Below are 24146 nucleotides of genomic sequence, written 5' to 3' on the forward strand. Positions count from 1 at the left end.
ATCAACCTTTAAGCTGAGCCAAGGCGCGGTAGTCCGCCCTCAGCGTGGCCTGTAGAACTTCTTTCGGATAATCGTCGGTCACCACGGCTTCGCCCATGCGGCGCAACAGCACCAGGCGCATGCGACCGTCGAGCACTTTCTTGTCAACTGCCATGTGTTCGAGAAAATCGGCTTCGGTCATTTCCTCGGGAGGAATAACCGGCAAACCCGCGCGCTGGAACAGGCGAATACCGCGATCACGCTCGGCCTCGCTGATCCAGCCCAGGCGCGCGGACATCTCCAGCGCCATTACGGTGCCAGTGGCCACGGCCTCACCATGCAGCCAGACGCCATAGCCCATGTGGGTTTCGATGGCATGGCCGAAGGTGTGCCCGAGATTGAGCGTGGCACGCACGCCGGACTCGCGCTCATCGGCACCAACCACCGCAGCCTTGGCCGCGCAGGAACGCTCGATGGCCACGGTCAGGGCAGCCTGGTCGAGGCCACGCAAGGCATCGACATGCTCCTCCAGCCAGGTCAGGAATGGCTCATCGCAGATGAGCCCGTACTTGATGACCTCGGCAAGCCCCGCCGACAACTCGCGGGCCGGCAAGGTCTTGAGCGTCGCAGTATCGATCAGCACCACGTTCGGCTGGTAGAACGCACCGACCATATTCTTGCCCAACGGGTGGTTGATACCGGTCTTGCCACCCACCGACGAATCGACCTGGGACAACAAGGTAGTCGGTACCTGGATAAAATCCACCCCGCGCTGGTAACAGGCGGCGGCGAAACCGGCCATGTCGCCAACAACCCCGCCCCCCAGGGCGATGATGGTGGTGCGGCGATCATGACGGGCTTGCAGCAGACCGTCGAAAATCAGTTGCAGGGTCTGCCAGTTCTTGAAGGCCTCACCATCGGGCAACACCACGGAAATGACCGAGTAGGCCGCCAGGCTGCGGCTCAGACGCTCAAGATAGAGCGGGGCAACGGTTTCGTTGGAGACGATGGCGACTTGCCGACCGGCAATATGCGGCGCCAGCAGCTCGAGCTGGTCCAGCAACCCTTCACCAATGTGAATCGGGTAGCTGCGCTCGCCAAGATCGACCTTAAGTGTCTGCATGTGTCCCCACTGTGAAGATGGACGCGCACGTCCCGTCCCAGGATTAACGATTGTTGCCGGCGTCCGTTTCCGGCGCGGCCCGATGGCCTTGAGCCATGACCGCAAGCAGGCATGGCGGGCGTCGAGGATAGCGCATTTCCCTTCGTGCTTTAACGGGGAGGTAGTTGCTGCAAGCGTTCAAGGATGTCCAACACGACCATACGCGGCGGCCGTTCATCGGTTTCCACCACCAGATCGGCGATTTCCCGATAAAGCGGATCACGGAGCGACAGCAGGTCGCGCAGGGTCTTGGCCGGGTCGGCAGTGCGCAGTAATGGCCGGTTGCGATCACGGGCGGTACGCCCCACCTGCTGCTCCACCGAGGCATGCAGGTAGACCACCCGACCACCGGCATGCAACGCCCGACGATTTTCATCGCGCATCACCGCACCACCGCCCGTGGCCAGGACCACACCGTCGCTGGCACACAGCTCGGCAATCATCGCCTGCTCGCGATCACGAAAGCCGGGCTCGCCTTCCCTGTCGAAAATCCATGGGATATTCGCGCCGGTGCGCAATTCAATTTCCTTATCGGAATCTTTGAAAGGCAGGCGCAGCTCTTTGGCCAGCAAACGACCGATGGTGCTCTTTCCAGCCCCCATAGGCCCAACAAGAATCAAATTTCGCACAGAATCAACGACTCACAGCAATCGCCTGGTTATTCATGATACGCGGAGTCAGGAATACCAGCAGCTCGGATTTTGCTTCCGAAACGATGTCCCGACGGAAAAGGCGCCCAACATACGGCACATCGCCGAGAAATGGCACCTTCTCTTCGGTTTTGCTCTGAGTATTGGAGAACACACCGCCAATCACCACGGTTTCACCGTCATTGACCAGGACCTTGGCGTTGACTTCGTTTTTCTTGATCGGCGGTACGTTGTTGAGCACGTTCTGGTAGTCCGGCTCATCCTTGGTGACCTTCACCTCCATGATGATCCGATTGTCAGGGGTGATCTGCGGCGTGACCTCAAGCGACAGCGACGCCTCCTTGAAGGACACCGAGGTGGCACCGCTGGAGCTGGACTCCTGGTACGGGATCTCGGTGCCCTTGAGGATCTTCGCGGTTTCCTTGTCGGAAGTGACCACCTTGGGCTGCGACACGACCTCACCGTTACCGGTCTTCTCCATCGCACTCAGTTCCAGGTCGAGGATGGTGTTGTCGGTGACGAAGCCGATACCGATGCCGGAGGTCGCCGAGGTTGCTCCCAGATCGACGAACGGTGTACTGGTGCTCTGGCCGGTCGAACTCGACAGCGTTCGCGAGCCGCCATTGGTCTTCCAGTTGCCACCGGAGATACTGCCGCCCCATCGGGCACCCAGTTGTTTGTCATAACCGACGTTGGCCTCGACGATACGCGCCTCGATCATCACCTGGCGCACCGGGATATCCAGTTGCGCAACGATCCGTCGCAGTTCGTCGAGACGCTCCTGGGTCTGGTAGGCAATGATGTTGTTGGTGCGTTCGTCCACGGTGATCGAACCACGCTCGTCGCCCTTGCTCTCGGCGCTGGTCACCGACTGGAACAGCTTGGCGATATCGGCGGCCTTGGCGTAGTTGACCTGCAGCAGCTCACGACGCAGTGGCGCAAGCTCTGCGATCTGCTTCTGCGACTCCAGTTCCTGGCGCTCACGCGCAGCGATCTCGTCCGCCGGCGCCACCAACAGCACGTTGCCGATCTTGCGCTTGTCCAGGCCCTTGGTCTTGAGCACCAGGTCCAATGCCTGGTCCCACGGCACGTTTTGCAGGCGCAGGGTGATCCCGCCTTGCACCGTGTCGCTGGCCACCAGGTTCAGGTTGGTAAAATCGGCGATCAGTTGCAGAACCGAACGCACATCGATGTCCTGGAAGTTCAGCGAGAGTTTTTCACCGGTGTAGACAAAGCGCTCGGCGTTACGTCGCTGCAGGTCATCGACGGTCAGCGGACGGACACTGATGGTCAGTTTGTTGTCGGTCTGGTAGGTCGAATAATCGAAGGCACCACTCGGCTCGATGGAGATGCTTGCCCGGTCGGCAGACGCCGTGGCGTTGACGTATTGCACCGGCGTGGCGAAATCCTTCACATCCAGGCGCACGCGCAGGGATTCCGGCAGCTGGGTACGCGGAAACTCCACGCTGATCTTGCCGCCCTTTTCCTGCACATCCGGACTGATGGAGGGATCGGAAAGCTCGATCACCACATCGCCTTCGCCCTGCTCGCCGCGCTGGAAGTCAACGCTGCGAATGGCCTTGCCAACAGGCACGTAGGGTTTGGGCGCCACACGCGCCGGCTGCGCAGCGGTAGCTACCGGCCGTGTACTGGCGACCGGAGTCGCAACGGCGGGTGCAGCGCCCTGACCGACCACCACGAACAGGTTGTTGCCCTCGATCCGCGTGCTGTAGGGCGCCAGCTTGGTCAGGTTGATGATCAGCCGGGTCCGATCCTTGGCCTCCACCACGGTCACGCTACGCGCGTTACCGACACCCAGATCGCTAGTCTTGGTAGCCAGTTGGCTGGCCACCCCGGTCAGGTCCAGCGCAATCCGCGCCGGCTGCTCGGTGGTATAGCCGTGCGGGGCCGCAGGCGGGCTGTCGAAAGCCAGCTTGATCTCGACCCGATCGCCCGGCAGTGCCGCCACGTCGAGGGTCTTGAGATTGGCCGCGAACACCATCGGCGACACCAGCGCCATCCATAGCGAAATGCCGAGGGCGGAAAGGATCCTGTTCATGTCGAATTCCACTATGAGTGCTCTTTCAAGGGGATAGTGCGAGGTCGTTCCAGCCAGCCACCTTCGCCGTCCGGAACGATCTCGACCACTTCGACCTGGGAGTCGGTGATAGCCACGATATGGCCTTCGTTACGCCCCAGGTAATCGCCCACCTTCAATCGATGAACGCCACCGCCACCACGCAACAAGGCGTAGATGCCGCTGGCATTGGAAAGCGTGCCGACCATCTCGAACTGCTCGATATTGAAGCCTTCGAGAAATTGCCTGGTCCGATTCGGGTCCGGCTTGACCTCGCGTGAACCCTTCTGGCGATTGACCAGATCGATCTTGACCGGCGGCTGGAACGGACTACGCAAGGACGAGGCGCTGTAGGTGAACGCCTCGTAGGATTGAAACTTCGGCGTCGGTTCGATGTTGCCGGCCGGCCGCTCGCGCACCTCACGCATATAGGCATCCAGGTCGCCAAAGTCATTGCCACCGCCACAACCGGCCAGCAGCGCAACCAGCAGGCCCACGCACCACCCGCGCAAGCCGGTCATTTCTGCAGCCCCTTGTCGTTGTAGCGATAGGTCTTGGCGAGAATGCTCATGCGCAGCTTGTTGCCGTTGCCGGGGGTCACCGGATTGATCTCGAAGTCATGCAGGGTGACGATCCGCGGCAGGCTGGCCACGCCACTGACAAAGGTGGCGAGGTCGTGATAGGCACCGGTGACGGTGATCTGGATCGGCAGCTCGATATAGAACTGCTGCGCCACTTCGGGCAACAGCTTGATTTCCTCGAACTCCAGCCCGCTGCCGAGCCCGGTGCGCGTGATGTCTTCAAGCAGCCCGGGCACCTCGGTATCGCTGGGCAGTTGCTTGAGCAAGGCGCCGAACGAAGCCTCCATGTCGAGCATCTGCTGGGTGTAGGCCTCCAGGTTCGCCGCCAGGTGGGCCTTGGTCGCGAATTGCTCCTTCAGGGTGACCTCGGTGGCTCGCTGCTGATCGAGTTGATCGGTCAGGTCCTTGATGTAGAAGTTGTAGCCCAGCGCCAGCACCAACACCGCGACGATGAAACCACAGGCACCCTTGACCGCTGCCGGCCAGGAACCGATGTTCTGCATATCGAGATCGGCAAGGTCGATCTTGCGCAGGTTTTCCAGCCATTCCGAGACATTCATTTGGCAGCCCCCGCCACCGCAGGCTGGGTCTGGCGCACGCTCAACTGGAACACGTTGGCTTGATCCGTCATGCCGCTGGTGGTCGCCTTGACCTCGGTCAGACTGGGAGCTTCAAGCCATTCGGAAGCATCGAGGTTACGCATCAGGTCCGAAACCCGGTTATTGGACTCCGCCGTGCCGGTGATCGCGATGACCTTGCCGGTCATCTTCACCTGCGTGAAATACACGCCGTCGGGCAGGGTTCGTGCCAGTTGATCGAAAATCCGCCCGCTGATCGGCCGGTTGCCTTGCAGGTCCTGGATGATTTTCATCCGCTCGATCAACTGTTGGCGACGGGCTTTCAAGTCGCTGATCTGCTTGATCCGCGAGTCGAGCTGGGCGATTTCCTTGTTGACGTAGGCATTGCGCGCCACCTGGTGATCGATCGAGCGGCTGATGTACTGGTCGGTGATCAGGACAATACCGACCGAAACCACCAGCACCCCAACCAGCGCAGTCAGAAAGCGTTTGCGCCGCTCTTCGCGCAGTTGTTCGCGCCAGGGCAGAAGGTTGATCCGCGCCATCAGTCAAAACTCCTCAACGCCAGACCACAGGCAATCATCAGGGCTGGCGCATCACTGGCCAGCGCCCCGGCATTGACCTTGCTGCTCAATGCCATGTCGGCGAACGGGTTGGCGACCATGGTCGGCGTACCCAGGCGTTGCTGGATCAGGTGATCGAGGCCGGCAATCGAAGCGGTACCGCCGGCCAGCAGGATGTAGTCGACATCGTTGTACTGGCCGGAGGCGAAGAAGAACTGCAGGGAGCGCGACACCTGTTGCACCAGAGCATCCTTGAATGGCTGCAGGACCTCCATGACATAGTCGTCGGGCAAACCGCCCTGCTTCTTCGCCAACCCGGCCTCTTCGTTGGAGAGTCCATAGCGCCGCTGGATTTCCTCGGTGAGCTGACGTCCACCGAACAACTGTTCGCGGGTATAGATGATCCGTCCGTTATGCAGGACACTCAGGGTGGTCATGGTGGCGCCGATATCGACCACAGCGACCGTCAACTTGTCGTGATCGGTAGCCAACTGGGCAGCCAGCAGGCCAAAGGAGCGCTCCAGCGCATACGCTTCGACATCGACTACGCGGGCATCGAGTCCGGCCAGGCCAAGGGCTGCTTCGCGCACTTCGACGTTTTCTTTCCGACAGGCGGCCAAGAGCACTTCGACCCGCTCGGGATTGCGCGCCGAATACCCCTGGACCTCGAAGTCGATGGCGACCTCCTCCAGCGGATAGGGAATGTACTGGTCGGCCTCTATCTTGAGCTGGTTCTCCATATCATCGTCGGAGAGCCCGGCATCCATCTCGATGGTCTTGGTAATGACCGCCGAACCTGCCACCGCCACCGCGGCTTCGCGCGCACTGGTCCGGGCCTTTAGCAGCACGCGCGTCAGGGCCTGGCCAACCCCCTCGAGTTCGGCGATGTTTTTCTCGATCACGGCATTGGGCGGCAGCGGCTCCACCGCGTAGGACTCGACCCGATATCGATTGCCTGAGCGGCTCAATTCGAGGAGTTTCACGGAGGTGGAGCTGATGTCTATGCCCAGGAGCGAATGCGCTTTTTTGCCGAAGAGTCCAAGCACTACCGATTCCCTATTACTATCCGCGACTTACGGACCCTTTATGATGAAGGCATTTAATAGCAGTCTTGACATAAGCGCAAATGACGCTCAAGGCCAAAAATGCTTATAATGCCCCACGTTTTTCTCCGAGTCGTCGAACCAGCGCTTGCCTTGAATCTAGCCTGACGCCTAACTCATTCTTTTATCTGGAAATCCACAAGCCTTGATTCGTCTGCTGAAGTTTTTCGGGTGGTCTTTCGTCGCCGTGTTCTGCGGGCTGCTGCTCGTCCTGAGCGGTGCCTTCCTCTATCTTAGTCCGGGCCTGCCATCCGTGGAGGCTCTGAGAAGCATCCAGTTGCAGATTCCGCTGCGGGTCTACACCAGCGATGGCAAACTGATAGCAGAATTTGGCGAAATGCGCCGTTCCCCTATCCGTTTCGCCGACATTCCGCCGAACTTCATCAACGCCCTGCTGAGCGCCGAAGACGACAACTTCGCCAACCACTACGGCGTCGACCCCAGCAGCCTGATGCGCGCCGCGACCCAACTGGTCAAGAGCGGACACATCCAGTCCGGGGGCAGCACCATCACCATGCAGGTGGCGAAGAACTTCTTCCTGTCCAGCGAGCGCAGCTTTTCGCGCAAGACCAATGAAATTCTCCTGGCCCTGCAGATCGAACGTCAGCTGACCAAGGATGAAATCCTCGAGCTGTACGTGAACAAGATCTACCTGGGCAACCGCGCCTATGGTATCGAAGCCGCATCGCAGGTTTATTACGGCAAGTCGATCCGCGATATCAGCCTGGCCCAGATGGCCATGATCGCCGGCCTGCCCAAGGCTCCGTCGCGCTTCAACCCGCTGGCCAACCCGGTACGCGCCAAGGAACGCCGTGACTGGATCCTGGGCCGCATGTACAAGCTCGGCAAAATCGACGAAAGCGCCTACCAGACCGCCCTCGCCGAACCGATCAACGCCAGCTATCACGTGCCGACGCCGGAAGTGAACGCACCCTATATCGCCGAAATGGCCCGTGCCGAAATGGTCGGCCGTTATGGCAGCGAGGCCTATACCGAAGGTTTCCGCGTCACCACCACGGTACCGAGCAACCTGCAGGAAATGGCCAACCACGCGGTCCAGGAAGGTCTGATCAACTATGACCAGCGCCATGGCTACCGTGGCCCAGAGTCGCGCCTGCCGGGCAAGACCCAGGATGCCTGGAACCTTGAACTGAGCAAGCAGCGTCCCATCAGCGGGCTCGAGCCGGCGATCGTCACCCAGGTGGACAAAAATGCCCTGCATGTACTGACCCGCAACGGCATCGAAACCGTGGCCTGGGACACCATGAAGTGGGCCCGCCCCTACCTGAACACCAACAGCCTCGGGGCCGCGCCGAAACAGCCGGCGGACGTCGCCCAGGTCGGTGACCTGATCCGCGTCCAGCGCCAGACCGACAACAGCCTCAAGTTCAGCCAGATTCCGTCCGCCCAGAGCGCGCTGGTTTCGCTCGATCCGCAGAACGGCGCCATTCGCGCACTGGTCGGCGGCTTCGCCTTCGAGCAGAGCAACTACAACCGCGCCATGCAGGCCAAGCGCCAGCCGGGTTCGAGCTTCAAGCCGTTCATTTATAGTGCAGCCCTGGACAACGGCTACACCGCAGCCAGCCTGGTCAACGATGCGCCGATCGTGTTCGTCGACGAGTACCTGGACAAGGTCTGGCGGCCGAAGAACGACACCAACACCTTCCTCGGCCCGATCCGCCTGCGCGAAGCGCTGTACAAGTCGCGCAACCTGGTTTCGATCCGCCTGCTGCAAAGCCTCGGCGTCGACAAGACCATCGACTACATCGCCCGGTTCGGCTTCAACAAGCAGGACCTGCCGCGCAACCTGTCCCTGGCGCTGGGTACCGCGACGCTGACGCCAATGGAAATCGCCACCGGCTGGAGCACCTTCGCCAACGGCGGCTACAAGATCACGCCGTACCTGATCGACAAGATCGAAAGCCGTAATGGCGAGACCCTGTTCGTCGCCAACCCGCCAAGCGTACCGACCGGCACCGCAGCCAGCAGCGGCATCGCGGCCCCAAGCCATACGACCTTCACCATCAACAGCAGCAGTGAAGTACCGGCGCCGGCCGCCCAGGCACCGGCTGTCGCCGAGCGGATCGTCGACGGACGCACTACCTACATCCTCAACAGCATGCTCGAGGACGTGATCAAGCTCGGTACCGGCCGTCGCGCCCTGGCCCTGGGCCGCAGCGACCTGGCCGGCAAGACCGGTACCACCAACGAATCCAAGGATGCCTGGTTCAGCGGCTACAACGCCGACTACGTGACTACTGTCTGGACCGGCTTCGACCAGCCTGAAAGCCTCGGTCGGCGCGAGTTCGGCGGCACGGTGGCGCTGCCGATCTGGATGGACTACATGGGCGCCGCGCTCAAGGACAAGCCTGCGCATACCCAGGCCGAGCCGGAAGGCATCCTCAGCTTGCGGGTCGACCCGGTCAGCGGGCGCGCCGCAGTGCCGGGCACGCCAAATGCCTACTTCGAGCTGTTCAAGAGCGAGGACACGCCGCCGTCGGTCAACGAACTGGGCACTGGCGGTAGCGCCCCGGGCAGCCCGCTGCCAGCGGACGAATCGGCGCCGATCGACCTGTTCTGACCGAGGACAAAACCGCATCGCTGCCTTCGCGGGCAAGCCCGGCTCCTACCCTTTCGTGCCGTACACTCCCCGTGTGCAGCACAGGTTGCAGGAGCGTGGCTTGCCCGCGAATGATCTGCGCAACGCCTACCCGGCCACGAACAAAAAAGCCCCGACTCATCCGAGCCGGGGCTTTTCATTTGACGCTACAAGGGCTTAGCCGTTGAACACGTCATCCACGCTTTTCAGCGGGTAGTGCTTCGGATACGGCAGGGTCGCCACGCCGGTCTCGATCGCGGCCTTGGCCACGGCATCGGAGATCACGGTGATCAGACGGGCATCCAGTGGCTTCGGAATGATGTACTCACGACCGAACTCCAGCGAGTCAACGCCATAGGCCTCGCACACTTCCTTCGGCACCGGCAGCTTGGCCAGATCCTTCAGGGCGTTGGCCGCAGCGATCTTCATTTCCTCGTTGATGCGCTTGGCGCGAACGTCCAGGGCGCCACGGAAAATGAACGGGAAGCCCAGAACGTTGTTGACCTGGTTCGGGAAGTCCGAACGACCGGTGGCCATGATCACGTCGTTACGGGTGGCGTGAGCCAGCGCCGGAGCGATTTCCGGATCCGGGTTCGAGCAGGCGAATACGATCGGGTTGGCCGCCATGGACTTCAGGCCTTCAGCGCTCAGCAGATTCGGACCGGACAGACCAACGAACACGTCGGCGCCTTCCAGGGCATCAGCCAGGGTGCGCTTGTCGGTCGTGTGGGCGAAGACCGCCTTGTACTGGTTCAGGTCGTCACGGCCGGAGTGGATCACGCCACTGCGGTCGATCATGAAGATGTTCTCGATCTTCGCACCCATGCTCACCAGCAGCTTCATGCAGGAGATGGCGGCAGCACCGGCGCCCAGGCAGACGATCTTCGCTTCAGGCAGGGTCTTGCCGGCGATTTCCAGGGCGTTGATCATGCCGGCCGCGGTGACGATCGCGGTGCCGTGCTGGTCATCGTGGAATACCGGGATGTCGCACTGTTCGATCAGCGCGCGCTCGATCTCGAAGCACTCAGGTGCCTTGATGTCTTCCAGGTTGATGCCACCGAAGGTGATGGAGATACGCTTGACGGTGTCGATGAAGGCCTGTGGGCTTTCCGAATCGACTTCGATGTCGAAGACATCAATACCGGCGAAACGCTTGAACAGCACGCCCTTGCCTTCCATGACCGGCTTGGAGGCCAGGGGGCCCAGGTTACCCAGACCAAGGATCGCGGTGCCATCAGAAATGACCGCAACCAGGTTGCCTTTGCCAGTGTACTTGTAGGCCAGCTCGGGATCCCGGCCGATTTCACGTACGGGCTCGGCAACACCAGGGCTGTAGGCCAGCGACAGGTCGCGGGCGGTGGCAGTGGCTTTGGTAAGCTCGACGCTCAGCTTCCCCGGGCGAGGTTTGGCATGATACTCGAGAGCGGCAGTTTTCAAATCTGACATGTGGGCATTCCGCTTTTTACTGTGGGACAGACGGACCGCCGAGGATACGCGTGTCGCAAAATCCTAACAAGACTGACCAGTCACCGGTGTCAAGGGACGTATCCTACGACTTTGGCCCAAGAGCCGTGAAATACAAGGCCAAAACTGATCACAATCGACAAGTTAAAATGTCTACAATTTTTATCGGCGTGTCACCTTTAACATGGCCGGATGACTCAAAGGCAGTAGCCAAAGTGCCCGACGATCACTCGCACCACCCCGACCGGAACGCCTCACCAACCAACCCCGAGCCTCGACCTGTCGGCCCTTTAGCCCATCCAATGCAGCAGAATCGAACAGATTCAACCGCTCAGGCGCGACGTGCAGCACCACTTTCCCCTGCAATTCAATCCACAATCCGCGACGATTGCGCAGAACATTGCTCACACGCCCGCTCAACAGCACAAAACCGGACCGATCGATCTGATCCGCCTTCAGCACAGAAGCCTGCCCCCAAAGTCCAAGCCCGGCCTGCCTGGCTCGCTGCTCGGCTGCCTGCTGGCAATCGGACAAAACGCTATTGGGCGGCATGACGATTTGATGAGCCAGCCCCTCGGCGAGCAGACGACTGCCGAGATTCTGCCCATCCGCCCCATACAGATGAGCCAACTCGCGACCATGGCGGTCATGACGCTCCCGACCGGGGACCCAACCGACCTGGCCACCGCTTGCAGCCACCAGCGCCTGAAGACGCTGGCGGGCTGCTTCAGCCAAGGGCTCGGCAGCCCGCCCCTGACGTGCCAGTTCCGGGGTATTGATACCGATCAACCGGACGCTGCGACCATCCTTCAGGCGAACGGTGTCGCCATCGACCACTCGCTGCACCTCGACACGCGTCGCCGAAGACACTACCGGACAGAACGCCAGCACCTGCGCCTGATAAATCGCGCCCACAAAAAAGGCGCTCACAAGGAGCGCCTTCTTATTCAGCGAGGAACAGCCCTTCAGGCCGCCCAGGAAAAAAGCCTTAGGCCTTCTTCGCACCGAATGCACCGAAACGATCGGCGAACTTCTGAACGCGGCCGCCGGTGTCCAGAGTCTTCTGCTTACCGGTGTAGAACGGGTGGCACTCGTTGCACACGTCGATTGCCAGAGGCTTGGCGAAGGTCGAACGGGTTTCGAACTTGTTGCCGCAGCTGCAGGTAACGGCAACTGCTGGGTATTCTGGATGAATATCTGCTTTCATGGTGACTTCCTCGGCTAGCGTGCCGCCGCCCAACACTATTGTTGAACACCGCACGTAATTTAGCCGGTGATAATACCACCCTTGCAAAATGAAGCAAGCTGTCCCCCTGCACCAGTCGTCTGCTAGGCTCGCGCCCTTATTCATCGTCATTACCCGAGATAACCGCGTGCCCGACGCCATTCTGCGCCTCGCCCTGCCTTCGCCCTTGCGCCGCCTGTTCGATTACCGGGCACCCAAGGGCGTGCCGCGCCATGCGCTACAACCCGGCATGCGCCTGCGGGTGCCCTTCGGGCGACGGGAAATGATCGGCATTCTGGTGGAAGTCGCCGAGCACAGCGAAGTCCCGGCGGACAAGCTCAAGCCGGCACTGGCCCTGCTCGACGCCACACCGCCCTTGCCGCCGGAGTTGTTCAAGCTGTGCCTGTGGACCGCCCAATACTACCAGCACAGCCTCGGGGACACCTTGAGCTGGGCCTTACCGGTACTGTTGCGCCAAGGCGAACCGGCCGAGGCCCGCCAGGAGCGGTTCTGGTCGATGGCCCCCGGCGCGCGCCTCGACGACCCGCGCATCGCCCGCGCGCCTCGCCAGCGCGAAGCCCTGGCCACCCTGGCCCAGCATCCCCACGGCGTGGCACACCAACTGCTGGGTAAGCTGCAACTGAGCAAGGACAGCCTCGACCTGCTGTTGGCCAAGGAACTGGTGCAGGTGGAAATCCGTCGCCACGCCCCCAGCGAGCGTCACGAACACTGGCTGGCGCAACCGGAACTGCCGCTCAACGATGAACAGCGCGCCGCCTGCACGGCGATCCGGGCCGGCTTCGACAGTTTTCACGCCTTCCTGCTGGCCGGCGTCACCGGCAGCGGCAAGACCGAAGTCTACCTGCAGTTGATCCGCGAAACCCTCGAAGCCGGCAAGCAGGCCCTGGTCCTGATCCCCGAGATCAACCTCGGCCCACAGACCCTGGCGCGCTTCGAGCAGCGCTTCAATGCGCGGATCGCCCTGCTGCACTCGGCCGTCAACGATCGCGAACGCCTGGACGCCTGGCTCGCCGCACGGGACGGCGAGGCCGACATCATCATCGGCACCCGCTCGGCGCTGTTCACGCCCATGAAGAACCCCGGGCTGATCATCATCGATGAAGAACACGACGGCTCCTATAAACAGCAGGAAGGCTTGCGCTATCACGCTCGCGACCTGGCACTGGTGCGCGCCCGCCAGGAAAACATTCCGATCGTGCTGGGTTCCGCCACGCCGTCCCTGGAGAGCCTGCACAACGCCTATATCGGCCGCTATGGCCTGCTGCGCCTGAACCAGCGAGCCGGCGGCGCCAAACAACCGCGCTTCCTGCGCCTGGATGTGAAAAGCCGCCCTCTGGACAGCGGCATCTCCGGACCGATGCAACAAGCCATCGGCCAGACGCTCGCGGCCGGCCAGCAAGTGCTGGTGTTTCTCAACCGTCGGGGCTTCGCACCGACACTGCTCTGTCACGACTGCGGCTGGATGTCCGAATGCTCGCGCTGCGATGCGCGCATGACCGTGCATCAACGTTACGGCGAACTGCGCTGCCATCACTGCGGCAACGTCGAGCCGGTGCCACGCAATTGCCCACAATGCGCCAAGGTCGACCTGCGGCCGGTCGGAGCCGGGACCGAACGGGCCGAGGAACGCCTGTCCATCCTGTTCCCCGACTACCCGGTGCTACGGGTCGACCGCGACAGCACGTCACGCAAGGACGCGATGAACCAGTTGTTCGCCACCATCCAGAAAGGCCAGCCGTGCATCCTGGTCGGCACGCAGATGCTCGCCAAGGGCCACCACTTTCCCCGGGTGACCCTGGTCTCGATCCTGGATGCCGACGGTGGTCTGTTTTCCGGCGACTTCCGCGCCAGCGAGCGCATGGCCCAGTTGATCGTTCAGGTCGCAGGCCGGGCCGGGCGGGCGGAGGAGCCGGGCAAGGTGATCATCCAGACTCACCTGGCGGACCATCCGCTGCTGGTGCAACTGACTGAACAGGGCTATTTCGCCTTTGCCGAACAGGCCCTGAGCGAGCGCCGCGCGGCCGGCCTGCCGCCTTTCGCCCACCTGGCCCTGCTGCGCGCCGAGGCTCACAAGCCGGGACAGGCCGAAGGCTTTCTCGACGAAGCCTGCAGCGAGGCCGAGCGCCTGCTGGGGGAAATGGAGCTGGGCGGCATCGAGTTACTGGGGCCGGTACCGGCACCGATGGAACGTCGCGCCGGACGCTTCCGTGCGCAATTGCTGCTGCAGGCCAACGCCCGGGCGCCATTGCATCGCCTGTTGAGTCATTGGCTGCTGGTGCTGGAACAGATGCCGGGCGGGCGGCAGGTCAGATGGTCGCTGGATGTCGATCCGGTGGATCTGTACTGATCGGGACGGCCCCTTCGCGGGCAAGCCCTGCTCCTACAGGGCAGGGCCGAACTCAAGTCCTGCGCGCAACACCGAACTTGCAGGAGCAGGGCTTGCCCGCAAAAGGGCCACCTCCAGCAACACCACAAGTCCGCAACCGGTTGGCAAGCTCGCCCCGGCAACGGATAATACCCAGTTTTTCCACCTGCGCCTTGGGCGCCGCCGCGCTCGCGGTCGAAAGAGAAGACCATGAAAGACACCATTCGCCAGCTGATCCAGCAAGCCCTCACCCAACTCGTCAACGAAGGTGTGTTGCCTGAAGGCCTGACGCCGGCGATCCAGGTCGAGAACACCCGCGACAAGACCCACGGCGACTTTGCCAGCAACATCGCCATGATGCTGGCCAAGCCTGCCGGGCTGAAGCCCCGCGACCTGGCGGAAAAGCTGATCGCCGCCCTGCCGGCCGATGAAAACGTCAGCAAGGCGGAAATCGCCGGCCCCGGCTTCATCAACTTCTTCCAGAACACCCAGGCCCTGGCCTCACGCCTGGACGCCGCCCTGGCCGACGCCCGCATCGGCGTGCGCAAGGCCGGCACAGCCCAGCGCACCGTGGTCGACCTGTCGGCACCAAACCTGGCCAAGGAAATGCACGTCGGCCACCTGCGCTCGACCATCATCGGCGACGGCGTCGCGCGGGTCCTGGAGTTCCTCGGCGACACCGTGATCCGCCAGAACCATGTCGGCGACTGGGGCACCCAGTTCGGCATGCTGATGGCCTACCTGCAGGAAAACCCGATTACCAGCGACGAGCTGTCGGACCTGGAAAACTTCTACCGCGCCGCCAAGCAACGCTTCGACGAGTCGACCGAGTTCGCCGACCGCGCCCGTGGCCTGGTGGTCAAGCTGCAGGCCGGCGACGCGGAGTGCCTGGCGCTGTGGACTCGCTTCAAGGACATCTCGCTGTCCCACTGCCAGAAGATCTACGAGCTGCTCAACGTCAAGCTGACCATGGCCGACGTCATGGGCGAAAGCGCCTACAACGACGACCTGATCAACGTGGTCAACGACCTCAAGGCTGCCGGCATGCTGGTCGAGAGCAACGGTGCCCAGTGCGTGTTCCTAGACGAGTTCAAAAACGCCGAAGGCGAGCCACTGCCGGTGATCATCGTCAAGGCCGACGGCGGCTACCTCTACGCCACCACCGACCTGGCAGCGGTGCGCTACCGCAGTGGTCAGCTCAAGGCTGACCGCGCGCTGTATTTCGTCGACCAGCGTCAGGCCCTGCACTTCCAGCAGGTATTCGCCGTCGCACGCAAGGCCGGCTTCGTGACCCACCCGATGGAAATGGAGCACATGGGCTTCGGTACCATGAACGGTGCCGACGGCCGTCCGTTCAAGACCCGCGACGGTGGCACGGTCAAGCTGATCGACCTGCTGACCGAAGCCCAGGAGCGCGCCTACAACCTGGTCAAGGAAAAGAACCCGGACCTGGCCGAAACCGAACTGCGCGAAATCGCCCGGGTCGTGGGTATTGGCGCAGTGAAATACGCCGACCTGTCCAAGCACCGTACCAGCGACTACAGCTTCAACTTCGACCTGATGCTCAACTTCGAAGGCAACACAGCACCCTATCTGCTGTACGCCTACACCCGGGTATCCGGCGTGTTCCGCAAGCTGGGCAAGGACTTCAGCGAAATCGACGGGCAGATCGTGCTGGAAGCCGCACACGAGCAGGAGTTGGCGGCAAAACTGGCGCAGTTCTCCGAAGTGCTCAATAGCGTTGCCGAAAAGGGTACGCCACACATCCTCTGCACCTACCTGTACGATGTCGCCGGCCTGTTCTCCAGCTTCTATGAGAACTGCCCGATCCTCAGCGCCGACACCCCAGCCCGCATGCAGAGCCGTCTGCGTCTGGCGGCGCTGAGCGGACGCACCCTCAAGCAAGGCCTGGAACTGCTGGGCCTGGAAACCCTGGAGCGCATGTAAGTTGGCCGCGAAGAAAAAACCCGCCCCCAAACGCGGCGCCAGCCGCTACCAGGCTCCCGAGAAAAAGCCGATCCCGGGCTGGCTGTGGCTGGCCATCGGCCTCGGCGTCGGCGCCTTTGTCGTGTTCCTGATGAAGCTGGAACCGGGCAGGGGCGATGACGTCAAGCGCGTTCGGCAGGAACAGCAGAAAGCTACCAAGATCGCCGAGGCCAACAAGACCCCGCCGAGCCCGACTCAGCCGGTGAAGCCCAAGTACGACTTCTACACCTTGCTGCCGGAATCGGAAGTCATCGTGCCGCCGGAAGCCGTGCCGGAAAAAACCCTGCCGACGCCGCAGACAGTACCCACTCCGCAGACTCCGGTGACCCCGGCCGAAGCGGCGAAGATCGATACCGCCCGGGCCCAGGCGGCGCTGTCCGGGATCACCCCGCCACCGCCGCCACCGGTGGCCAAGGCGGAACCGGCAGCGGTAACGAAGTTCTTCCTGCAGGCCGGTTCGTTCCGCAAGGAAGCCGACGCGGACAAGGTCCGGGCGCAGATCATCCTGCTCGGCCAGGCAGTTTCGGTGGAGTCCGGCACGGTGAAGGACGAGACCTGGTACCGAGTGCTGGTCGGCCCGTTCAGCAACCGCGAACAACTGACCACGGCACAGAAACAACTGGCCGGCAGCGGCTTCAGCAACCTGTTGTTACAACAACGCCAGAGTCGCTGATACCCCCGAAATCCTAAGGATTCAGGCCTGCAAGCGCAGGCCAATGACAAACTTGGCACCCTGTTGCCCCACCTGTTGATCGTCAACCGGCTGGGGCACTCCCTCTCAAGGTGCGGCAGCGCGAACAGATCGATAGCTGGAAAGTGGTGCGTCGTAGACCAGGAAAACCCACCCGCCGATTTGCATAATTGCCGTCAGCCCACATCTCAAATATATGGGTGCGAACCTCAAGATCTCTCTGATAGATCGACTCGATACACGGTGAGCAGCCTTTTTTGATCATCTGACTGCAACACTGCCGAAGTGCCGAAGTGCCGAGGGGGTGATGATTGTGTCTGAGAGAAAACGGCCATTCAATTGCTGCAATTTATTTCAGATGAAATATTTCTGGATGACAGCAAGTCCTACAAGAAAATCGCTATTTAGAGCTACCACTCTCAACGGAGCGCCATAAATGCTGCGTGAATTATCCTACATATCGACTCTCCCAGAGTGAGCCAAATAAACTTTGCGCGCTCCTGCCCACGCTAAATAATTGACAGAATTGAGGACACTTATCTAGATTTGAATCATTCAGCACTCGATCGAGAAAAACAGCATAGGCAGAATCATGAATCCAGCATCATTGCAAAGTCACCTCGGAATACTTGAACAAAAAAAGTCAATGCAACAGTTTGGAGAGATTTTTATTGAGGCGCTAACCCGCCATCTCGGGAATATAAAAATACCAAGCCGACCTATATCTGAAAATTTTCGGAGGCCTCCCTTACTCGCGCAGATCGATCAAATAATTACAATTCAGAATTCAATGCACGAAGTACTTTGCCACCCGACCACTCAAGAAGCTCAGGCCAACGCCGAAAAAACATTTAGATCCTTCCTCAAAAAAAGCAACACAGATGCTGGCATATTGAAGTTCTTCAATGGCTGGAATGAAACCCACAAAACAACCAGCTTAGTCTCCGCTAAAATTATCATGCGTTTATCTGCGGACGCTCTATCCGTACCTGCCGAAAATCGAGCTGGATACCATAATGCAATGGCACACATGCATGAAGTCGCGAAAGATGATTTTGGCCTCGGGCATAAAGGACATGATGGCATGTACAATTATATGACGGCGGCTTTCGGTGCGCCTGACTGGGTAGAAAATCAGTATAAAGTCGATGCATGCGAAGAGTTCGCGGCATTTCTCTACGCTACTGGTGTAGCGAAGCATACATTACCCATGGACTCTACTGAGCATAAGCAATCCATCATGGATGCCATGATGACCGCGATTGCTTCAGAGCTTTGGAATGGACGAGAATATAACTTCATCGCTCAACATATAGAGAAAAGCTTATTTCTTTCAATCCTCTATTAAGCAGCAACGTTCAAAGCCTGCAAAATGCAAAAGGATATGTACTGGGCCATGCTGGAGAGGTAGAAAACAAGCACGGACTGCATGCTTTGGCTGCGGCACAAATTTATGGTCGAACGGTAGGCCTAAAATTTGAGGTTGATCGCCTAAAAGAAATAATGCTTGATTACAATCAGCGCGTCGGGAAAGCATTTTATTTCCTGAATGCAGCCTTGGCCTCGACCACCTAAGACGCCAATGACATACATTTTGGATTTCCATATACCCAAGCCCCAGAGCTTTCTTATGTAATTTCAATCCCGGCTGACCATTTTGATGAATTTTGAATACTACTTAATTACGCTGGGCTTTTTTGCTTTTTGCGGTGGCTTGATTGATGCTGCGGTTGGCGGAGGTGGACTGGTACAGTTACCAGCACTTTTACACGCCTTACCCCAATATAGTTTGACTACAGTTTTTGGAACCAACAAGCTATCGGTTTTAGCGGGCAACCTCTCCTCCATATTCACTTACCTCAAAAAAATAAAAATCATCTGGAAGCTTATGCTTCCCACCATGTTCTCAGCCTTTATATTTTCCTTCATGGGCGCCCTCTCTATTTCACTCATCCCAAGGAGATTGATGGAGTACATTACGCTCTTCATTTTGATAGCGATGGCCATCTATACTTTTATAAAAAAAGATTTGGGCAGACTCAGCTCAAATATTAAAATCGGCAATAGAGAGATTTTACTGGGAATTCTCTTCGGCGGATTAATTGGATTTTATGATGGTGTTTTCGGCCCCGGCAGCGGCAGCCTTCTACTTTTTGTCTTCGTAAGATTTTTTGGATTTGATTTTCTAAACGCATCCGCTTCAGCAAAACTGGTAAATTTAGGAACATTTAGTGCAGCGCTAATGTTCTTCATTCCCTCGGGGAATGTTTTATGGGCAATCGGAGGAGTCGTGGCCGCATGCAATATTACAGGCTCTATTGCCGGGGCTTTCTTAGCACTGCGTTATGGGAGTGGCTTTATTCGAATATTCTTTTTGATTTTACTTGTGCTCCTCATCGCAAGGATGGGTATGTCCCTATACGCACAGTGAATCATTTTCTGAATCCGTCAACCTCGACACGCTCCGTAATCTCCTGCTCCACCGGCAGCGCATTGGGTTCCTGATCCGTCGAGACTTTCCCCTTGCAGTTACAGACAAATGCAACGGCCCGGCGTGGGAGAAACAGGAGCGTTCAGCCCACCGCTGGCGGGGTAAACGCCTACAACAGCTAACCCCCCTTCCCACACCACTCATCCCCAAACCCTACCCGCAGTTGAAAAACCCTGCACCAACCCCATATGAGTTTCCATCAGGCATTTTCGCCCCGCTGCGTGGAGACACTCCCTTGACCACCATCGTTTCAGTTCGCCGCCACGGCAAAGTCGTCATGGGTGGCGACGGCCAGGTTTCCCTCGGCAATACCGTCATGAAGGGCAACGCCAAGAAAGTCCGCCGCCTCTATCACGGCCAGGTCCTCGCCGGCTTCGCCGGTGCCACCGCCGACGCCTTCACCCTGTTCGAACGCTTCGAAGGCCAGCTCGAAAAACATCAAGGCCACTTGGTCCGTGCCGCCGTCGAACTGGCCAAGGAATGGCGTACCGACCGTTCCCTGAGCCGCCTGGAAGCCATGCTGGCCGTCGCCAACAAGGACGCCTCGCTGATCATCACCGGCAATGGCGATGTGGTCGAACCGGAACACGGCCTGATCGCCATGGGCTCCGGTGGCAACTATGCCCAGGCCGCAGCCAGCGCCCTGCTGAAGAAGACCGACCTGTCGGCCCGCGAAATCGTCGAGACCGCTCTCGGGATCGCCGGCGACATTTGCGTATTTACCAATCACCAATTCACTATTGAGGAGCAGGACCTCGCGGAATAAGGAGTGCCAGACCTGTATCGATACTGACTCCTACCGCTTGAGGCCCCACATATCATGTCCATGACTCCCCGCGAGATCGTCCACGAACTCAATCGCCACATCATCGGCCAGGACGATGCCAAGCGCGCTGTAGCCATTGCCCTGCGCAACCGCTGGCGCCGGATGCAGCTCCCTGAAGAGCTGCGCGTCGAAGTAACCCCCAAGAACATCCTGATGATCGGCCCGACCGGTGTCGGCAAGACCGAAATCGCCCGCCGCCTGGCCAAACTGGCCAACGCCCCGTTCATCAAGGTCGAAGCGACCAAGTTCACCGAAGTCGGTTATGTCGGCCGCGACGTCGAGTCGATCATCCGCGACCTGGCGGACGCCGCGATCAAACTGCTGCGCGAGCAGGAGATGGTCAAGGTCCGTCACCGTGCCGAAGACGCTGCCGAGGAACGCATCCTCGACGCCCTGCTGCCGCCGGCCCGCTCCGGGTTCAACGAAGAGGCAGCGCCCGCCCAGGACACCAACACCCGCCAACTGTTCCGCAAGCGCCTGCGTGAAGGCCAGCTGGATGACAAGGAGATCGAAATCGAGGTCGCCGAGCACACCGGCGTCGATATCTCCGCGCCACCGGGCATGGAAGAGATGACCAACCAGTTGCAGAGCCTGTTCGCCAACATGGGCAAGGGCAAGCGCAAGAGCCGCAAGCTCAAGGTCAAGGAAGCGCTCAAGCTGGTGCGCGACGAGGAAGCCGGGCGCCTGGTCAACGACGAGGAACTCAAGGCCAAGGCCCTTGAGGCGGTCGAGCAGCACGGCATCGTGTTCATCGACGAAATCGACAAGGTCGCCAAGCGCGGCAATGTCGGCGGCGCCGACGTCTCCCGTGAAGGCGTGCAGCGCGACCTGCTGCCGTTGATCGAAGGCTGCACCGTCAACACCAAGCTGGGTATGGTCAAGACCGACCACATCCTGTTCATCGCCTCCGGCGCGTTCCACCTGAGCAAGCCGAGCGACCTGGTCCCCGAGCTGCAGGGCCGTCTGCCGATTCGTGTCGAACTCAAGGCGCTGAGCCCGGAAGACTTCGAACGTATCCTCAGCGAACCGCATGCCTCGCTGACCGAACAATATCGCGAACTGCTGAAGACCGAGGGCCTGAACATCGAATTCCAGCCGGAGGGCATCAAGCGCCTGGCGGAGATCGCCTGGCAGGTCAACGAGAAGACCGAGAACATCGGTGCACGCCGCCTGCACACGCTGCTGGAGCGGTTGCTGGAGGAAGTCTCGTTCAGTGCCGGCGATCTCGCCGGAGCCCAGGGTGCCGAGCCGATCCGCATCGACGCCGACTACGTCAACAGCCACCTCGGCGAATTGGCGCAGAACGAAGACCTGTCGCGGTATATCCTGTAAGAAACACCGCTCCCCCTGTAGGAGCGGGCTTGCCCGCGAATGCGGCCTCAAGGCCATCAAAAGCTTCGCGGGCAAGCCCTGCTCCTACAGGAGGAGGTTCCCACTCGACAGGTCCGCGCTCGTCATGACAACCCGCATCCCCTCCGCCATCAACCTGCACAAGGCCTCGAAGACCCTGACCCTCAAGTACGGTCCGGACGAGGAATACCATCTGCCCGCTGAATTCCTGCGAGTCCACTCCCCCTCTGCCGAGGTCCAGGGCCATGGGCAACCCATCCTGCAGTTCGGCAAACTCAATGTCGGCCTGAGCAAGATCGAACCCGCCGGCCAGTACGCACTGAAATTGACCTTCGACGACGGCCACGACAGCGGCCTGTTCACCTGGGATTACCTCTACCAGCTCGCCCGTCGTCAAGATGACTTGTGGGCCGATTATCTTGCCGAACTCAAGGCCGCCGGAAAATCCCGCGACCCCTCCGAGTCGATCGTGCGTCTGATGCTCTAGAACAGGCATCTTGCCATTTGGGGCGTATTTTCTAATCTATTCTGATCCAATACCCGGAGGCAAAGCTGACGTTCGGTCCGCTTGCGAAAAAAATTAAACTCGGGTAACCAATGGCCTTGGCAAGTCCCGTGCATTTAACGATGCGCAATCAACCGGTCACCCGAGCAGCAGTACTTGGCATTCGTTGTGCCTGGTCGCACAGCGTTACCCGGTACTCGTCTCAGGACAATGGAGCGTCGTAGATGAGTGACAAGAACAGCGATGACCTCAAGCGTCAGGCCTCGGAGAACACCCTGGGCCTGAACCCCGTCGTCGGCTTGCGTAGAAAGGATCTTCTGACTTCAGCCCGAATGGTACTGGCCCAGACCATCCGGCAACCCATCCACAGCGCCCGACACGTCGCCCATTTCGGCATCGAACTCAAGAACGTGCTGTTCGGCAAATCCGAGCTGCAACCGGACCAGGACGACCGGCGCTTCTCTGATCCGGCCTGGAGCCAGAACCCCCTCTACAAACGTTACCTGCAAACCTATCTGGCCTGGCGCAAGGAGCTCCACGACTGGATCGGCGACAGCTCACTCTCGGCCCAGGACATCAGCCGCGGACATTTCGTCATCAACCTGTTGACCGAGGCCATGGCGCCGACCAACAGCGCGGCCAACCCGGCGGCGGTCAAGCGTTTCTTCGAAACCGGCGGCAAGAGCCTGCTCGATGGCCTGTCGAACCTGGCCAAGGACCTGGTGCACAACGGCGGCATGCCCAGCCAGGTCAACATGAGCGCCTTCGAGGTCGGCAAGAACCTTGGCACCAGCGAAGGCGCGGTGGTCTTTCGCAACGACGTGCTGGAACTGATCCAGTACGGGCCGACCACCGAGCAGGTGCACGAGCGCCCTCTGCTGGTAGTGCCACCGCAGATCAACAAGTTCTATGTCTTCGACCTCAGCCCGGACAAGAGCCTGGCGCGCTTCTGCCTGCGCAGCCACCAGCAGACTTTCATCATCAGTTGGCGCAATCCGACCAAGGCCCAGCGTGAATGGGGCCTGTCGACCTACATCGAGGCGCTCAAGGAAGCCGTCGACGTGGTCTGTGCAATCACCGGCAGCAAGGACATCAACATGCTCGGTGCCTGCTCCGGCGGCATCACCTGCACTGCCCTGCTCGGTCACTACGCGGCCAGCGGCGAGAAGAAGGTCAACGCCCTGACCCTGCTGGTCAGCGTGCTCGATACCACCCTGGACACCCAGGTCGCGCTGTTCGTCGACGAACAGACCCTCGAAGCCGCCAAGCGCCACTCCTACCAGCAGGGCGTGCTGGAGGGCAGCGACATGGCCAAGGTGTTCGCCTGGATGCGGCCCAACGACCTGATCTGGAACTACTGGGTCAACAACTACCTGCTGGGCAATGAGCCGCCGGTGTTCGACATCCTGTTCTGGAACAACGACACCACTCGCCTGCCCGCCGCATTCCACGGCGACCTGATCGAGATGTTCAAGAACAACCCGCTGGTGCGCGCCGGTGCCCTGGAAGTGTGCGGCACGCCGATCGACCTGAAGCAAGTCGACGCCGACATCTTCGCCCTGGCCGGCACCAACGATCACATCACCCCCTGGAAGTCCTGCTACAAGTCGGCGCAGTTGTTCGGCGGCAAGGTCGAGTTCGTGCTGTCGAGCAGTGGGCATATCCAGAGCATCCTCAACCCGCCGGGCAATCCCAAGTCGCGCTACATGACCAACGAGGAGATGCCGGCCAAGGCCGAGGACTGGCAGGAAAACTCCACCAAGCATACCGACTCCTGGTGGCTACACTGGCAGGCCTGGCTGGCAGCGCGCGCAGGCAAGCTGAAGAAATCGCCGACCAGCCTGGGCAGCAAGGCCTATCCACCGGCTGAGGCGGCACCGGGCACCTACGTGCACGAGCGCTAGACAGCGCCGCTTGCAGGAGCCGGCGG

The 24146-nt window shown here is 60.2% G+C and carries 20 protein-coding genes; 10 read left to right on the forward strand and 10 right to left on the reverse strand.

Features of this window, described 5'->3' with window-relative positions:
• Nucleotide 1: 1 nt before the first annotated feature.
• The 7 genes from aroB to BLU37_RS05220 all read right to left on the reverse strand — a co-directional run bounded on the left by aroB (nt 2) and on the right by BLU37_RS05220 (nt 6636).
• Complete coding sequence (gene aroB / locus BLU37_RS05190) at nt 2-1102, reverse strand: 3-dehydroquinate synthase (RefSeq protein ID WP_010453651.1); 1101 nt, start codon at nt 1100-1102, stop codon at nt 2-4.
• 149 nt (nt 1103-1251) lie between these two features.
• Nucleotides 1252-1770, reverse strand: a complete 519-nt coding sequence (aroK, locus tag BLU37_RS05195) for a shikimate kinase AroK (protein ID WP_010453648.1) — start codon at nt 1768-1770, stop codon at nt 1252-1254.
• 4 nt (nt 1771-1774) lie between these two features.
• Nucleotides 1775-3850 (reverse strand): type IV pilus secretin PilQ family protein, encoded by a 2076-nt coding sequence (gene pilQ / locus BLU37_RS05200; protein ID WP_090210904.1) that lies wholly within the window; start codon nt 3848-3850, stop codon nt 1775-1777.
• 11 nt (nt 3851-3861) lie between these two features.
• Nucleotides 3862-4389 (reverse strand): type 4a pilus biogenesis lipoprotein PilP, encoded by a 528-nt coding sequence (gene pilP, locus BLU37_RS05205; protein WP_010453644.1) that lies wholly within the window; start codon nt 4387-4389, stop codon nt 3862-3864.
• Nucleotides 4386-5009: a type 4a pilus biogenesis protein PilO gene (gene pilO / locus BLU37_RS05210; protein WP_010453643.1), complete on the reverse strand. Its 624-nt coding sequence runs from the start codon at nt 5007-5009 to the stop codon at nt 4386-4388. The genes pilP and pilO overlap by 4 nt, the downstream gene beginning before the upstream one ends.
• On the reverse strand, nt 5006-5572 hold the full coding sequence (locus tag BLU37_RS05215; protein ID WP_090202882.1) for a PilN domain-containing protein: 567 nt from the start codon (nt 5570-5572) through the stop codon (nt 5006-5008). Before BLU37_RS05215 ends, pilO begins: the two co-directional genes overlap by 4 nt.
• Nucleotides 5572-6636, reverse strand: a complete 1065-nt coding sequence (locus tag BLU37_RS05220; protein WP_090202885.1) for a pilus assembly protein PilM — start codon at nt 6634-6636, stop codon at nt 5572-5574. The genes BLU37_RS05215 and BLU37_RS05220 overlap by 1 nt, the downstream gene beginning before the upstream one ends.
• Before the next feature lie 205 nt (nt 6637-6841).
• Between BLU37_RS05220 and BLU37_RS05225 the strand changes: the two genes are divergently transcribed.
• Nucleotides 6842-9274, forward strand: a complete 2433-nt coding sequence (locus BLU37_RS05225) for a penicillin-binding protein 1A (RefSeq protein ID WP_408003671.1) — start codon at nt 6842-6844, stop codon at nt 9272-9274.
• Nucleotides 9275-9469: 195 nt separating this feature from the next.
• Here BLU37_RS05225 and BLU37_RS05230 read toward each other — a convergent pair whose 3' ends face one another.
• The 3 genes from BLU37_RS05230 to rpmE form a co-directional block, all read right to left on the reverse strand.
• The gene (locus BLU37_RS05230) at nt 9470-10738 is read right to left on the reverse strand and encodes a malic enzyme-like NAD(P)-binding protein (protein WP_010453637.1); all 1269 of its coding nucleotides are present in this window, start codon (nt 10736-10738) and stop codon (nt 9470-9472) included.
• A gap of 180 nt (nt 10739-10918) precedes the next feature.
• A complete protein-coding gene (locus BLU37_RS05235; protein WP_456239032.1) occupies nt 10919-11761 on the reverse strand; it encodes a thermonuclease family protein in 843 nt (280 codons plus the stop codon).
• A complete protein-coding gene (gene rpmE, locus BLU37_RS05240) occupies nt 11745-11963 on the reverse strand; it encodes a 50S ribosomal protein L31 (protein WP_007925855.1) in 219 nt (72 codons plus the stop codon). The genes BLU37_RS05235 and rpmE overlap by 17 nt, the downstream gene beginning before the upstream one ends.
• A gap of 166 nt (nt 11964-12129) precedes the next feature.
• On the opposite strand from rpmE, the gene BLU37_RS05245 reads away from it, so the two are divergent.
• The 9 genes from BLU37_RS05245 (at nt 12130) to phaC (ending at nt 24120) form a co-directional block, all read left to right on the forward strand.
• Nucleotides 12130-14349, forward strand: a complete 2220-nt coding sequence (locus BLU37_RS05245) for a primosomal protein N' (protein ID WP_090202890.1) — start codon at nt 12130-12132, stop codon at nt 14347-14349.
• A 228-nt stretch (nt 14350-14577) separates the two neighbouring features.
• Nucleotides 14578-16314, forward strand: coding sequence for an arginine--tRNA ligase (gene argS / locus BLU37_RS05250; protein WP_090202893.1), 1737 nt, complete (start codon nt 14578-14580; stop codon nt 16312-16314).
• Nucleotide 16315: 1 nt separating this feature from the next.
• Nucleotides 16316-17026: an SPOR domain-containing protein gene (locus BLU37_RS05255; protein WP_010453626.1), complete on the forward strand. Its 711-nt coding sequence runs from the start codon at nt 16316-16318 to the stop codon at nt 17024-17026.
• A 610-nt stretch (nt 17027-17636) separates the two neighbouring features.
• Nucleotides 17637-18392, forward strand: coding sequence for a hypothetical protein (locus BLU37_RS05260; protein WP_232000471.1), 756 nt, complete (start codon nt 17637-17639; stop codon nt 18390-18392).
• Nucleotides 18393-18704: 312 nt separating this feature from the next.
• The gene (locus tag BLU37_RS05265; protein ID WP_090202897.1) at nt 18705-19475 is read left to right on the forward strand and encodes a sulfite exporter TauE/SafE family protein; all 771 of its coding nucleotides are present in this window, start codon (nt 18705-18707) and stop codon (nt 19473-19475) included.
• Between the two features lie 295 nt (nt 19476-19770).
• Nucleotides 19771-20301: an ATP-dependent protease subunit HslV gene (gene hslV, locus BLU37_RS05270; protein ID WP_010453621.1), complete on the forward strand. Its 531-nt coding sequence runs from the start codon at nt 19771-19773 to the stop codon at nt 20299-20301.
• A gap of 54 nt (nt 20302-20355) precedes the next feature.
• On the forward strand, nt 20356-21693 hold the full coding sequence (gene hslU / locus BLU37_RS05275; protein WP_010453620.1) for an ATP-dependent protease ATPase subunit HslU: 1338 nt from the start codon (nt 20356-20358) through the stop codon (nt 21691-21693).
• Between the two features lie 124 nt (nt 21694-21817).
• Nucleotides 21818-22198 (forward strand): gamma-butyrobetaine hydroxylase-like domain-containing protein, encoded by a 381-nt coding sequence (locus tag BLU37_RS05280; RefSeq protein WP_019362115.1) that lies wholly within the window; start codon nt 21818-21820, stop codon nt 22196-22198.
• Between the two features lie 242 nt (nt 22199-22440).
• Complete coding sequence (phaC, locus tag BLU37_RS05285) at nt 22441-24120, forward strand: class II poly(R)-hydroxyalkanoic acid synthase (protein WP_090202900.1); 1680 nt, start codon at nt 22441-22443, stop codon at nt 24118-24120.
• Nucleotides 24121-24146: the final 26 nt, after the last annotated feature.

It is taken from the genome of Pseudomonas asplenii (assembly GCF_900105475.1).
In the GTDB taxonomy this organism is placed as follows: Bacteria; Pseudomonadota; Gammaproteobacteria; order Pseudomonadales; family Pseudomonadaceae; genus Aquipseudomonas; species Aquipseudomonas asplenii.

What these genes read in the sequence shown, in the direction of transcription:
- hslU (WP_010453620.1), top strand. Translation starts at nt 20,356, where the DNA reads ATGTCCATGACTCCCCGCGAGATCGTCCACGAACTCAATCGCCACATC.
- BLU37_RS05260 (WP_232000471.1), top strand. Translation starts at nt 17,637, where the DNA reads ATGAATCCAGCATCATTGCAAAGTCACCTCGGAATACTTGAACAAAAA.
- pilO (WP_010453643.1), bottom strand. Translation starts at nt 5,009, where the DNA reads ATGAATGTCTCGGAATGGCTGGAAAACCTGCGCAAGATCGACCTTGCC.
- BLU37_RS05265 (WP_090202897.1), top strand. Translation starts at nt 18,705, where the DNA reads ATGAATTTTGAATACTACTTAATTACGCTGGGCTTTTTTGCTTTTTGC.
- pilQ (WP_090210904.1), bottom strand. Translation starts at nt 3,850, where the DNA reads ATGAACAGGATCCTTTCCGCCCTCGGCATTTCGCTATGGATGGCGCTG.
- BLU37_RS05230 (WP_010453637.1), bottom strand. Translation starts at nt 10,738, where the DNA reads ATGTCAGATTTGAAAACTGCCGCTCTCGAGTATCATGCCAAACCTCGC.
- argS (WP_090202893.1), top strand. Translation starts at nt 14,578, where the DNA reads ATGAAAGACACCATTCGCCAGCTGATCCAGCAAGCCCTCACCCAACTC.
- BLU37_RS05215 (WP_090202882.1), bottom strand. Translation starts at nt 5,572, where the DNA reads ATGGCGCGGATCAACCTTCTGCCCTGGCGCGAACAACTGCGCGAAGAG.
- pilP (WP_010453644.1), bottom strand. Translation starts at nt 4,389, where the DNA reads ATGACCGGCTTGCGCGGGTGGTGCGTGGGCCTGCTGGTTGCGCTGCTG.
- phaC (WP_090202900.1), top strand. Translation starts at nt 22,441, where the DNA reads ATGAGTGACAAGAACAGCGATGACCTCAAGCGTCAGGCCTCGGAGAAC.
- rpmE (WP_007925855.1), bottom strand. Translation starts at nt 11,963, where the DNA reads ATGAAAGCAGATATTCATCCAGAATACCCAGCAGTTGCCGTTACCTGC.
- BLU37_RS05280 (WP_019362115.1), top strand. Translation starts at nt 21,818, where the DNA reads ATGACAACCCGCATCCCCTCCGCCATCAACCTGCACAAGGCCTCGAAG.
- aroB (WP_010453651.1), bottom strand. Translation starts at nt 1,102, where the DNA reads ATGCAGACACTTAAGGTCGATCTTGGCGAGCGCAGCTACCCGATTCAC.